Origin of the sequence: Desulfurobacterium atlanticum (assembly GCF_900188395.1) — a bacterium.
GTDB classification, from domain to species: domain Bacteria; phylum Aquificota; class Aquificia; order Desulfurobacteriales; family Desulfurobacteriaceae; genus Desulfurobacterium_A; species Desulfurobacterium_A atlanticum.
Map to the genome: position 1 here is coordinate 19054 of NZ_FZOB01000008.1, position 12372 is coordinate 31425.

Genomic DNA, 12372 nt, shown 5'->3' on the forward strand with positions numbered 1-12372 from the left:
CCTAAATACCTAAAACATCAAACATACTGTAAAATCCACAAGGCTTTCCATAAATCCACTTTGCCGCTACAACAGCTCCTCTTGCAAAAGTTTCTCTGCTTGTAGCCCTGTGTGTTAACTCTATCCTTTCACCAAAAGTTGCAAAATAAACGGTATGGTCACCTACAACATCGCCCATCCGTGCAGCAAGCACACCTATCTCTTCAGAACTTCTTTCACCAACAAAACCTTTCCTCCCAAAAACAAAAACATCTTCAGGATTTCTATCAAGGGTTTTTGCCACTATTTCAGCAAGTCTCATAGCAGTCCCGGAGGGAGCATCCTTTTTGAATCTGTGATGAATTTCAAAAATTTCAACATCGTAATCTTTATCCTTCAAAGCTTTCGTCACTTCTTCAACTATCCTGAAAAGAATGTTTACCCCAAGACTCATATTCGGAGAAAAAAGCAGGGGAATTTTCTTCCCTGCAGCTTTAAGCTTTTCCATCTCCTCACTTGAAAAACCGGTAGTCCCTGTAACAACGGCAACCCCTTCAGCAACAGCATCTTCCACAAGGGTTAAAGTAGCACAGGGAACAGTAAAATCTATAACAACATCAGGTTTATCTTTAATCTCTTTCAAAGAACCAACAAACTTTAAATTTTCATCAAACGGTTCTCCCAATAAGTCGGACTCCGGATTTTCAATAACTCCTACAAGCTCCATATCTTCATTCTCTTTCACAAGAGAGGCAATGAGCCTACCCATTCTCCCATTTGCACCGTTAACAGCTATCTTTATCATAACTCTCCCCTTTTATACTCATACCATTTAACTATTCCATATACTATACCAAGTATGAAAATAAGCGCTCCTATTCCAAGCTTAAAATCTATTGGTTTATCGTGCTGGAGAGAAAGAACAAGCGCTTCCCTGATGGTAGCAGCAAGGGCAACACTTACAAAAGCACTTACAGCAAGTTCTCCACCCATCATAAACTTTATCTCACTGTTAAGAAGCTCAAGAACCGTCCAGAGAATCAAAAGGTCGCCAAGAGCAGCTATCAATCCATGAGTTAAATCTCCGCTAAACAGATGCATCACATCCTGAACAAACAGCCCAACCACAACCATACCTACAACCATCAATCCCAAAATTATCGCCACATCCATAACAAAAGCAAACTTTTTGGAAAATCTAATAACAAACTTCTCTGCAGGATCTGCATCTATAAACGTTCTCATCTCATGGTCTATATAAAAAGAAAGCATTACACTTAAATGAAGGTCAAGAAGCTTTGAGAACGAGCGGATGTGTTCCTCCACACCACTACAATCTTTACCCATCTTCTCACTTACAACAGACACTATCCTTTTTGTGCAAAATCTCCTTACAAAGTTCATCATAGCAACTATAAGATTCGGGGGGATTCCTGCCTCTGCATGCACCCTTGCTATTTTAAGGATATAAGTAAGATACTCAGAATCATACTTTCCTGTAAAAAGCATTTCATACCAGTGGATAACTTCTCTTCTTACTCTTCGATTATACTCCTCTTCACTTATAAACTTTGTAGCCTCCTCACACCTCATAAGCTGATTTAAAAAAGCATCCGCAAACTCTTCTTTATATTCAAGAAGATATTTTCCAATCTCTTTAAGGTTGTTAAAATCTTTTTCTCTTAACTCAAGCTGATAAAGAAGTTTTTCTATATCAGAATAGCTCACATACACACCCATCTTATATCACCTCCATCTTCTCAAGAATCTGCTTTATTTTCGCTTCCTTATCAGCGGAGGTCGGACAAAGGGGTAATCTAAACTCCTTCTCCATCCTTCCCATAAAGGAAAGAGCCGTTTTAACAGGAATTGGATTTGTATCTATGAACATAATTTTGTGAAGAGGATAAAGAGAAAGATGAAGGTTTTTAGCTGTTTCAACATCACCTTCAATAAACGCCTTATACATCTTAACCATCCTGTCAGGAACTATGTTGGCAGTCACAGAAATTACCCCTTTAGCACCTACAGAAAGTAGAGGATAGAAAGTTAAATCATCTCCGGACAATACTTCAATCTTATCACCGCAAAGGTTAACTATTTCTGAAGCAACATTTGTACTTCCTGTAGCCTCTTTAATTGCAACAACATTTTCTATTTCAGAAAGTCTTGCAACAGTTTCAGGAAGCATATTAACACCTGTTCTTCCTGGAACATTGTAGAGAACAATAGGAATAGAAACAGCATCCGCTATTGTTTTAAAATGAAGAAAAAGCCCCTCCTGATTAGGCTTGTTGTAGTAAGGAGTTATAAGAAGAGCTCCATCCGCTCCAGCCTTCTCTGCGTATTTTGTAAGTTCTATAGCTTCCTTCGTTGAATTTGAGCCGGTTCCGGCAATAACTTTTACCTTTCCTTTTGCCAGCTCAACAGCAAAAGCTATAACCTCTTCATGCTCTTGATAAGAAAGAGTTGCTGACTCACCAGTAGTTCCACAGGGAACGATTCCGTCAACTCCATTTTCTATCAGAAAGTGGATATGCTTTTTCAACGCTTCCCAATCAATATTTCCATTTTTAAAAGGTGTAGGTATGGCAACATAGATTCCTTCAAACATCACTTCCTCCAGAAGTAATTTAAAATAAAATTAAACCGAACAAGTTATTTGTGATTTTAGCAAATATGAAGTTTTTATATAATTTTGAATAAAGATAAAATAGGTCGTTACTTTTTAAATCAAGTTTACCGGAGGTTACAAATAGTATGAAATTATGGAAAGGAGTGATAGAAGAGTTCAGAGAGTTTCTACCTGTATCAGACAAAACGCCAGTAATAACGTTAAAAGAGGGAAATACTCCTCTCATAGAGGCTGATAACCTTGCAAAAGCCATTAATCCAGATATTAAGATATTTCTCAAATATGAAGGACTGAACCCAACAGGCTCATTCAAAGACCGCGGAATGACAATGGCCGTATCAAAAGCGGTGGAAGAAGGAGCAAAAGCTGTTATATGTGCATCTACAGGCAATACATCCGCAGCAGCAGCAGCATACGCAGCAAAAGCAGGAATAAAAGCTGTGGTTCTCATACCTGAAGGGAAAATAGCACTTGGAAAACTCTCCCAGGCGGTAATGTATGGAGCTGAAGTTATTCAGATAAAAGGCAACTTTGACGAAGCACTTGATATAGTCAGAGAAATAGGGAAAAAATATCCCATAACAATAGTAAACTCCATAAATCCTTACAGGCTTCAGGGACAAAAAACCGCGGCATTTGAAGTGTGTGAGCAGCTCGGGAAAGCTCCAGATTTCCACTTTATTCCCGTTGGAAATGCCGGAAACATAACAGCTTACTGGATGGGATACAAAGAGTACTTTGAAGCTGGAAAAATAAACTCTAAACCTAAAATGTGCGGATGGCAGGCAGCAGGAGCCGCTCCAATTGTCCTGGGACATCCTGTTGAAAACCCGGAAACAATAGCCACAGCGATAAGGATAGGAAACCCTGCAAGCTGGGAAGGTGCTGTTAATGCAGCTAAAGAATCCGGCGGTTTAATAGATATGGTTACAGATGAAGAAATTCTTGAAGCGTATAAACTTGTAGCAAGAACGGAAGGAATTTTCTGTGAACCTGCATCAGCGGCGTCCATTGCAGGAGTAATAAAGGCAAACAGAGAAAAACAACTTTTCAATAAAGGAGACATTATCGTTTGCACTTTAACGGGCCATGGACTTAAAGACCCTGACACCGCAATTTCTATGGGAGTAAAACCTGTAACCCTTCCAGCAGAAGAAAAAGCAATAGTAAAACATCTCGGATTTTAAAAGGATAGATGATGAAAGAAACAGAAATTCCGCAGGGTTTTAAAACCCATCTTCCAAAAGAGGCTCTGGAGATAGGATACATACTTTCAAAGTTTGAAGATGTTATGCAGCAGTGGGGGTATCTGCCTGTTATTCCCCCAACAATGGAATACCTAAACACATTCAAAAAGATAGACGAAGAGTTTGAAGAGTTATCTTTTAAAGTAGTGGATAAACTCACAGGAAGACTTATAGCTGTAAGACCAGACTTTACACCTCAAATATCAAGAATTGTGGCTTCCTCTTTCAAGAATGAACAACCTCCTTTCAGATTCTACTACAGCGGAAACGTTTTCAGAGATTCAAAAGGAAACAGAGAGTTTCCGCAGATAGGATTTGAGCTAATAGGGGTTAGTGATATTGAGGCGGATGCTGAAGTTGTAAGTATTATAGTAAATATCCTTAAAGAGCTTGGCCTTAAATCGTTTCAAATAGATATAGGACAAATTGAATTTATAGACGGTGCTTTAGAAGAGCTTAAAATCCCTGAAAATAAAAAACTGGAGTTCATTCATCTCCTATCCACAAAAGACTTTTCAGGAATAGAACTTTTCTGTGAAAAAAACCAAATAACCGGAGAAAGAAAAAAGAAGATAGAGATACTCCTTGACCTTTACGGAAAAGAACAGATTCTTGAGAAAGCGGTAGAAACATTTAAAAATGAAACATCTCAAAGTGCAATAAATACTTTAAAAGAGATGTTTGAAATCTTAAAAACTTACGGCTTTGAAAAAAATATTTTTTTTGACCTTTCAGAAAGAAAAGGGATGAACTACCACAGCGGTATAACTTTTGAGATATTTCATCCACTAATAGGAATATCCATTGGAGGTGGTGGCCGTTACGACCACTTAATAAATTCTTTTGGGAGGAATCTTCCAGCAACAGGAACCTCTATAAGAATTGACCATATATATGAGCTTTTAAAAAGAAAAGATAGTTTAAACGTTAAACTTCCATGCGACATCTATCTCATAGACACAAAAAAGGAACTGAAAAAAGCCTATGAGGTAGCCAAAGAACTCAGGAAAAGAGGATTTAAAGTTGCAAGAGATATTGTTAAAAGACCGGTTGAAGAATCAATAGAAGTAGCTTTCAATAAAGGATTTAAATTTGCTATCGTCCTGAACCCAAAGGAGCATAAAAGTAAGTTTATAGTATGCGGTAAAAATTTCAGGAAAATCGCAGATGAAGGAAAAACAACTGAAGAAACTGTAAATACGATAATTGAAATACTGGAGGAGTGTTAATGGCAACCCTTGCAATCGTTGGAACCCAGTGGGGCGATGAAGGAAAAGGAAAAATTGTTGATATTTTATCTGAAAAAGCCGACGTAATAGTAAGATTTCAGGGAGGAAACAACGCAGGACATACAGTAGTTATAAACGGCACAAAATATGTCCTTCACCTTCTCCCCTCTGGAATACTTCATGAAGGTAAAACCTGCATCCTTGGAAACGGAATGGTAATAGACCTTGAAGCCCTCGTAAATGAGATTGAATTCATAAAAAGAGTTGGAAAAAGTGTTGACGGCAGAATCAAACTCTCTGAGAGAGCACACATAATTCTTCCTTACCACAAGCAGCTTGACGCAGCATCGGAAAAAAGAAAAGGAAACGGCTCTATAGGAACAACCTTAAAAGGAATAGGACCAGCATACAGAGACAAAGCAGGAAGAGTAGGTATCAGGATAGCAGACCTTAAAAATCCTGAAACATTTAAGCGCAGGCTTGTAGAAAACATAAAAGAGAAAAGCATAATACTTAAATACGTTTACGGATTTGAACCTGACCTTAACGCAGACAAAATCTACTCTGCCACCATGAGAATCTTTGAAAAGCTTGAACCATTTGTATGCGATACAATTTCCTATCTGAACAAAGCAATAGATGAAGATAAAAATGTTCTATTTGAAGGTGCACAGGCTACTCTTCTTGATATTGACGCCGGAACCTACCCTTACGTAACATCCTCAAACTCTTCAGCCCTTGGTATAGCATCAGGCAGCGGAATAAGTCCTAAAAAAGTGAAAAAAATAACCGGAATAGCAAAAGCTTATACAACAAGGGTTGGTGGCGGACCGTTTCCAACAGAGCTGTGTTGTCAGCTTGGAGAACTTTTAAGGGCAAGAGGGCACGAATACGGAGCAACAACAGGAAGACCAAGAAGATGCGGCTGGCTCGACCTTGTAGCTGTAAAATACTCTGCAATGGTTAATGACCTTGACACTCTCGTAATAACAAAACTTGATGTTCTTGACGCCTTTGAAGAGATAAAAGTGTGCACAGGCTATAAAATTGATGGAAAGCTGATAAACACATTCCCTTCAACTGTGGAGGAGCTTTCCAGAGTTGAACCTGTATATGAAACACTTCCTGGCTGGAAAGCTAAAACAACAGACATAAAAGAGTTTGATAAACTACCAGAAAATGCCCAGAAATTTATCAAATTTATAGAAGAATTTTTAAACATTCCTGTTTCCCTTGTTTCTACAGGACCTCAGCGAGATGAAATAATCTGCAGAAAAACCCTCTGGTAAAAACTTGCTGGAAACTTTATAAAATATTATATTAACAATCAACGCTTAAAACGGTGCGCCCGTAGCTCAGTAGGATAGAGCGCGAGATTCCTAATCTCGAGGTCGCAGGTTCGATCCCTGCCGGGCGCACCATTTTTCTGGACGTACCGTTCTTATTCATAGGGGGAATAATGTTTGAAATAACCGATTCCACTGTTGACATCTCCAAATTCCTCATAGCCATCTCTTCAATGAGCAGCCTCTCTGACCCTTCAATAAACAACCACAACTATAGGGTTGCATACATCGCTTTTCTTATAGGAAAAAGAATAAGTTATTCAAACGAATTTTTATACAACCTGATAGTATCAGGGCTTCTTCACGATATCGGCCTTCTTCTTGTTCACACAAAAGAAGACCTTGCTTTAATAAAAGAACCAGATGCTGAAGAAAATAAAATTGTTCACATCCACAGCGAAATCGGATATGAACTTTTGAAAAATTTCCCCTTTTTCTCAAAGATAGCAAAAACAATAAAATATCACCACTATCCATACAAGGATATAGTAAAAATCAGATTTCCTATAAGCTCTTCCATCATCTACATTGCCGACAGAATAGACATTTTCATTACAAACAACTTAAGAGAAGAGAATAAATTTTCTCAAATCTCTAAACTTATCCCGAAACTTAAACAATTTCTTTTAAAACAAAGAGGCACTTCCTTCAGTCCACGAACAGTTGATGTAGCAGTTGAAGAGATTATCAACAAAGAGTGTTTCTGGTTTGAAATTTTAAATGATCTCTACATAAAGGAAACCCTTGAAGACATTCTTAAAAACTTTGACAGAAAAATACCTGCCGAAGCGTTTTTTGACCTTGCCCAGATAATGGCTTACCTGATTGACTTTAAAAGTCCTTTCACCGCCACCCACTCTTCAGGAGTTGCTCATATTGCAGCTTCCCTTGCAAGCCTTTTTAAATTTACAGCTCCCGACCTGAAAAAGATGAAAATTGCAGGACTTCTTCACGATATAGGAAAGGTAGCCATTCCCATTGATATACTTGAAAAACCGGGAAGATTAACTCAAGAAGAAGTAAACATAATGAAATCTCATGTTTTTTACAGTTATAAAATAATTTCAAAATTAAACCTTGATCCCAATATAGTCCAATGGGCGGCTTTTCACCATGAAACACTAAACGGTAAAGGGTATCCTTTCCATTTAAGAGCAAAAGACCTTTCCCTTGGCTCAAGAATAATGGCTGTAGCTGACATATTTACAGCTTTGATGGAAGATAGACCTTACAAAAAGGGAATGCCTGAGGATAAAGCTTTATCAATAATTAAAGAGCTCGCCGATAAAAACATTCTTGACAAAAGGGTTGTAAATATTCTCCAACAAAACATTAAAAGCATTAATATGCAAAGGGCAGAAGCTCAGAAAAAGGCAGCTGAAACCTACAAAAAAATAAGGGAAATCCCCGCAAAATTTAAAAAACAAAATCTGTTCTGAAAACCTATCACGTTCTTACTCTATTCAACTTTTGGTATAATTTCTTCCACCTTTTAGCTTCTATCTCTCTTACTGTGATTTTGGAGGTTAATTATGCTTTTTAAAAAACCCCAGGTGGCTTTTTATCCTTTTACGGTTATAAGAAACCCTGACAGATGCGTTAAATGTAAATCCTGCGTTGATCAGTGCTCTTTTGAAGCCACTTACTATGATGAAGATTACGATAAGATTATGAACAGAAACGAAAACTGTGTTAACTGTAAAAGATGTGAAGCATTCTGTCCTACAGACGCAATCAAAGTTATTCCAAACCCTTCAACCTTCCATACAGACGCAAACTGGACACCTGAAGCTATAAGAGATATCCACACTCAGATGCTCACAGGAGCAATAATCCTCACATCCACCGGGAACGATAAGCCATACAAAAATTACTTTGACCATCTCCTCCTTGACGCATGTCAGGTAACAAATCCATCAATTGACCCATTAAGAGAACCCATGGAACTTAAAACATTCCTCGGAAGAAAACCTGATAGGCTTGAAATAGATGAAGATGGAGTTTCCACCAAAACAACCATAGGAAAACAACTTGAACTTGATATTCCTGTTCTTTTCTCTGCAATGTCCTACGGCTCAATAAACCTTAACCTTCACAAAGCTATGGCAATGGCAGCTAAAGAAAACGGCACATACTGGAACACAGGAGAAGGTGGACTTCATAAAAGCCTTAAAAAGTTTAAAGACTGCACAATCGTTCAGGTGGCATCAGGACGTTTCGGAGTTGATATTGAATATCTTGAAACATCAGCAGCAATAGAGATAAAAATCGGGCAGGGAGCAAAACCGGGAATCGGCGGACACCTTCCGGGAGAAAAAGTAAATGAAGGTATAGCAGAAACAAGAATGATTCCTGTAGGTTCAGATGCTATTTCACCTGCTCCACATCACGACATCTATTCAATTGAAGATTTAAGACAGTTAATATATGCATTAAAAGAAGCTACAAACTATGAAAAGCCCGTATCTGTAAAGATTGCCGCTGTTCACAACGTCGCAGCGATAGCTTCAGGTATAGCCCACGCCGGTGCTGACATCATAGCAATAGATGGATTTAGAGGCGGAACAGGAGCAACTCCAAAATCTCTAAGAGACTATGTTGGTATTCCCATTGAACTTGCAATAGCTGCTGTTGATGAAAGGCTCAGACAGGAAGGCTTGAGAAACAACGTTTCTCTTATAGCAGCAGGAGGATTTAGAAATCCTGTTGATGTTCTAAAAGCGATAGCTCTTGGAGCTGATGCTGTATATATCGGAACAGTAGCCCTACTTGCTGCAGGATGCACTCAGTGCCAGCAGTGCCATACAGGTAGATGTGCCTGGGGTATAACCACAAACGATCCAAAACTTGCAAAAAGGTTAAATCCTGAAATAGTGGCAGAAAATCTTTCAAACATTCTAAGAGCATGGAAACATGATATAAAAGAGATGCTCGGTGCAATGGGAATAAATGCTATTGAAAGTATAAAAGGCAACAGATTGAGACTAAGAAGTATCGGTCTCACAGAACAGGAAAATAAAATCCTTGGCGTTCTACCTGCCGGAATGTAAGGAGTGAAAAATGGGCAAAAGAAACGTTTACAAAATTTATCCAATAGAAGAGAACTGTATGTCCTGTAGATATTGTGAAGTAGCATGCACAATGGTGCACAGCCAATCACAGGACCCTGTAAAGGCTTACAAACTTGAAAATCTCATCCCAAGACCGAAAGTGGAAATTGAAGGAGCGGTTTCTCTGTCTGTAACATGCAGACACTGTAAACATCCATTCTGTGTTGATGCCTGCGTTTCAGGAGCTCTTTATCAGGATGAAAACGGAACAGTTCATCTTAACGAAAGCAAATGTGTAGGATGCTGGAGCTGTGTCCTTATGTGTCCTTTCGGATGCGTCCATCCGAACCTTAACAAAAGATACACTTTCAAGTGTGACTTGTGCGAAGGAAGAGACTTTCCCGCATGTGTTGAAGCCTGTCCAAACAGAGCCCTCGTTTACGATAAGGAGAGGTAAAAATGAAATATGTGATTGTTGGAAACAGTGCAGCAGCAGTCGGCTGTATAAACGGAATAAGAAAAAAGGATAAAGAAAGCGAAATTGTGGTTATCACCTATGAAACGGAAGGTTGCTACTCAAAACCTCTTATTGCCGACATTCTTATAGACCTTCCCCTTGAAAAACTTATGTATAAAGAAAAATCTTTTTACGAAAAGAACAACGTTAAACTAATGCTCGGCACAAGAGCAGAAAAAATAAATCCTGAGAAAAAAGAGATTATTCTTGATTCAGGAGTAGTTGAAAATTACGACAAACTCCTCATATCAACAGGTGCTATACCTTTTGTCCCACCTATTGAAGGAAGTGACAAAAAAGGAGTTTTTACATTTACAGAACTTGGAAAAGCAAAGGCTGCAAAAGAGTACATTAAAAACAACGGCGTTGAAAACGTCGTTATAATAGGTTCAGGTTTTATAGGCCTTGAAGTTGCCTACTTTCTAAGGAAAAAGGGATTAAACGTTTCTGTAGTAGAACTTCTTGATAAGGTTTTAGGGAAAGCCCTTGACAATAGAGGCTCTCAAATAGTTGAAACAATTATGAGAGATAAAGGAATCAACTTCTTCTTCAAAAACACCGTAGAAGAGATAATAGGTGAAGAAAGAGTGGAAGCTGTGAGATTACAATCTGGAACAGTTCTTAAAGCTGAAGCTGTTATCATAGCAATAGGTGTAAGACCAAACACTCAACTTGCTGAAACAGCAGGCATAAAAGTTGATGGCGGGATAGATACAAACCTTCTCATGGAAACATCCTGCCCTGACATATACGCTGCAGGTGACTGTGTGGTAAACATAGATATAATTGACGGGAAAAAGAAAAATCTTCCGCTTTTTCCACTGGCGTATGAACAGGGATTTGTTGCAGGCCTTAACATGACAGGTGAAAAAACAGAATACCTTGGAGGATTACCACTAAACTCTCTGAAATTTCTTGAAGAAACACCGGTTCTTAACGCTGGTATTGTTGAAGCTCCCGATTCAACTTACGAAGTTATTATAAATGACCAGTTTGAAAGAAGAGGTTACTATAGAAAAGCGATAATAAAAGATGACAGGCTGGTTGGATTTGTAGCAGTTGGAGAGATAGACAGAGTTGGAATATTGACAGGAATTATAAGACAGAAACTTGATGTCTCATCTTTCAAACATAAACTTGCAGATATTGACTTTGGGCTTGTTCATCTTCCTAAAAGCTGGAGAGAAAAGAGAATCCAGCAGGATAAAACAGGATACAAAAGCTGGAGGCCTGAATAATGAAAAGTTACTCCGAAATGTCTGGCTGCGGCCTTGCAGGATTTATTAATAGAGACGGGAAAAGAGTTTCAGGAAAAGATATTTTTAACTCAATTACATCCATGAAAGAGCGCGGCAACGGAATGGGAGCAGGATATGCCGCCTACGGCATCTACCCGGAAATGGCAGAATACTACGCCTTTCATGTAATGATAGACGATATGGATAAGGTTACAGAAATAACAGGTGTTCTTAATAGATTTTTCCACATAATCAAAAGTGAGCTAATCCCTACAAAAAGTGTGCCTTCCCTTTATAAAAAAACAACACCTCCTCTTTTTTACAGATATTTCGTTGCTCCGAAAAATGACGTAAAACTGCCCCTTGAAACGGAAGAAGATATGGTTGTAAGGGCAGTTATGACAATAAACGAAAAGATAGACGGAGCTTATGTAATATCAAGCGGTAAAAACATGGGAGCATTTAAAGGAGTCGGTGAACCTGACGAAATCGGAGAGTTCTTTGAAATAGACCAGTATGAAGGCTACATCTGGATAGCCCACACCAGATTCCCGACAAACACTCCCGGCTGGTGGGGCGGGGCACATCCATTCACACTTCTTGATTGGTCAATAGTCCACAACGGAGAGATAACATCTTACGGAACAAATAAACGTTATGTTGAAATGTACGGATATAAATGCACCCTTTTAACAGACACAGAAGTTGCTGCATACATATTTGACCTTCTTTTCAGAAAACACAAACTGCCCATTAAAGCAACCCTGCTTGCGATAGCAGCTCCTTTCTGGAAAGATATAGAGTATTTAAAAGAAAATAAACTTGATAGAGTAAGCGAACTTGCAATGAAAATAAGAGAGGTTTATTCATCAGCAATGTTAAACGGACCGTTTGCAATGCTGTTTGCATACAAGGATGGTCTTATAGGATTTAACGACAGAATAAAACTTCGTCCGTTTGTTGCAGCTGTAAATAAAGACACCGTTTATATGGCAAGTGAAGAATCTGCAATCAGAGTGATATGCAACAATCCAGAAAAAGTATGGATGCCAAAAGCAGGAGAACCTGTAATAGCCCTCATGAATTACTGTAAAAACGGCTCATGCCATCCTGCATAATCTCTAAAAAAGA

At 38.6% G+C, this 12372-nt stretch carries 11 protein-coding genes and 1 tRNA gene; 9 read left to right on the forward strand and 3 right to left on the reverse strand.

Annotation, left to right across the window (positions count from 1 at the left end):
• Position 1: 1 nt before the first annotated feature.
• Genes dapB through dapA form a run of 3 tightly spaced genes read right to left on the reverse strand, consistent with a single transcriptional unit; the run spans position 2 to position 2593 of the window.
• Positions 2 to 784 carry a 4-hydroxy-tetrahydrodipicolinate reductase gene (gene dapB, locus CHB58_RS06185; protein WP_089323242.1) on the reverse strand — a complete coding sequence of 261 codons (783 nt, stop codon included), beginning with the start codon at positions 782 to 784 and terminating at the stop codon, positions 2 to 4.
• Positions 781 to 1719, reverse strand: coding sequence for a protoglobin domain-containing protein (locus CHB58_RS06190; RefSeq protein ID WP_089323243.1), 939 nt, complete (start codon positions 1717 to 1719; stop codon positions 781 to 783). Before CHB58_RS06190 ends, dapB begins: the two co-directional genes overlap by 4 nt.
• Position 1720: 1 nt before the next feature.
• Positions 1721 to 2593, reverse strand: a complete 873-nt coding sequence (dapA, locus tag CHB58_RS06195) for a 4-hydroxy-tetrahydrodipicolinate synthase (protein ID WP_089323244.1) — start codon at positions 2591 to 2593, stop codon at positions 1721 to 1723.
• Positions 2594 to 2739: 146 nt separating this feature from the next.
• Here dapA and thrC point away from each other — a divergent pair, with 146 nt between their 5' ends.
• From thrC to CHB58_RS06240, 9 genes are all read left to right on the forward strand, one after another.
• A complete protein-coding gene (gene thrC, locus CHB58_RS06200; RefSeq protein ID WP_089323245.1) occupies positions 2740 to 3801 on the forward strand; it encodes a threonine synthase in 1062 nt (353 codons plus the stop codon).
• A gap of 8 nt (positions 3802 to 3809) precedes the next feature.
• A complete protein-coding gene (hisZ, locus tag CHB58_RS06205) occupies positions 3810 to 5090 on the forward strand; it encodes an ATP phosphoribosyltransferase regulatory subunit (RefSeq protein ID WP_245807351.1) in 1281 nt (426 codons plus the stop codon).
• On the forward strand, positions 5090 to 6379 hold the full coding sequence (locus tag CHB58_RS06210; protein WP_089323247.1) for an adenylosuccinate synthase: 1290 nt from the start codon (positions 5090 to 5092) through the stop codon (positions 6377 to 6379). Before hisZ ends, CHB58_RS06210 begins: the two co-directional genes overlap by 1 nt.
• A 55-nt stretch (positions 6380 to 6434) precedes the next feature.
• Positions 6435 to 6511, forward strand: a tRNA-Arg gene (locus CHB58_RS06215).
• Between the two features lie 38 nt (positions 6512 to 6549).
• Positions 6550 to 7875, forward strand: a complete 1326-nt coding sequence (locus tag CHB58_RS06220; RefSeq protein WP_245807352.1) for an HD-GYP domain-containing protein — start codon at positions 6550 to 6552, stop codon at positions 7873 to 7875.
• A gap of 93 nt (positions 7876 to 7968) precedes the next feature.
• On the forward strand, positions 7969 to 9486 hold the full coding sequence (locus CHB58_RS06225) for a glutamate synthase-related protein (protein ID WP_089323248.1): 1518 nt from the start codon (positions 7969 to 7971) through the stop codon (positions 9484 to 9486).
• Positions 9487 to 9496: 10 nt separating this feature from the next.
• A complete protein-coding gene (locus CHB58_RS06230) occupies positions 9497 to 9943 on the forward strand; it encodes a 4Fe-4S dicluster domain-containing protein (protein WP_089323249.1) in 447 nt (148 codons plus the stop codon).
• Between the two features lie 2 nt (positions 9944 to 9945).
• Positions 9946 to 11241: an NAD(P)/FAD-dependent oxidoreductase gene (locus tag CHB58_RS06235; RefSeq protein ID WP_089323250.1), complete on the forward strand. Its 1296-nt coding sequence runs from the start codon at positions 9946 to 9948 to the stop codon at positions 11239 to 11241.
• The gene (locus CHB58_RS06240; RefSeq protein ID WP_089323251.1) at positions 11241 to 12359 is read left to right on the forward strand and encodes a class II glutamine amidotransferase; all 1119 of its coding nucleotides are present in this window, start codon (positions 11241 to 11243) and stop codon (positions 12357 to 12359) included. The genes CHB58_RS06235 and CHB58_RS06240 overlap by 1 nt, the downstream gene beginning before the upstream one ends.
• Positions 12360 to 12372: the final 13 nt, after the last annotated feature.

Coding starts and splice junctions, on each gene's coding strand:
- CHB58_RS06210 (WP_089323247.1), top strand. CDS start 5,090: ATGGCAACCCTTGCAATCGTTGGAACCCAGTGGGGCGATGAAGGAAAA.
- CHB58_RS06225 (WP_089323248.1), top strand. CDS start 7,969: ATGCTTTTTAAAAAACCCCAGGTGGCTTTTTATCCTTTTACGGTTATA.
- CHB58_RS06230 (WP_089323249.1), top strand. CDS start 9,497: ATGGGCAAAAGAAACGTTTACAAAATTTATCCAATAGAAGAGAACTGT.
- dapB (WP_089323242.1), bottom strand. CDS start 784: ATGATAAAGATAGCTGTTAACGGTGCAAATGGGAGAATGGGTAGGCTC.
- CHB58_RS06220 (WP_245807352.1), top strand. CDS start 6,550: ATGTTTGAAATAACCGATTCCACTGTTGACATCTCCAAATTCCTCATA.
- CHB58_RS06235 (WP_089323250.1), top strand. CDS start 9,946: ATGAAATATGTGATTGTTGGAAACAGTGCAGCAGCAGTCGGCTGTATA.
- CHB58_RS06240 (WP_089323251.1), top strand. CDS start 11,241: ATGAAAAGTTACTCCGAAATGTCTGGCTGCGGCCTTGCAGGATTTATT.
- CHB58_RS06190 (WP_089323243.1), bottom strand. CDS start 1,719: ATGGGTGTGTATGTGAGCTATTCTGATATAGAAAAACTTCTTTATCAG.
- thrC (WP_089323245.1), top strand. CDS start 2,740: ATGAAATTATGGAAAGGAGTGATAGAAGAGTTCAGAGAGTTTCTACCT.
- dapA (WP_089323244.1), bottom strand. CDS start 2,593: ATGTTTGAAGGAATCTATGTTGCCATACCTACACCTTTTAAAAATGGA.
- hisZ (WP_245807351.1), top strand. CDS start 3,810: ATGATGAAAGAAACAGAAATTCCGCAGGGTTTTAAAACCCATCTTCCA.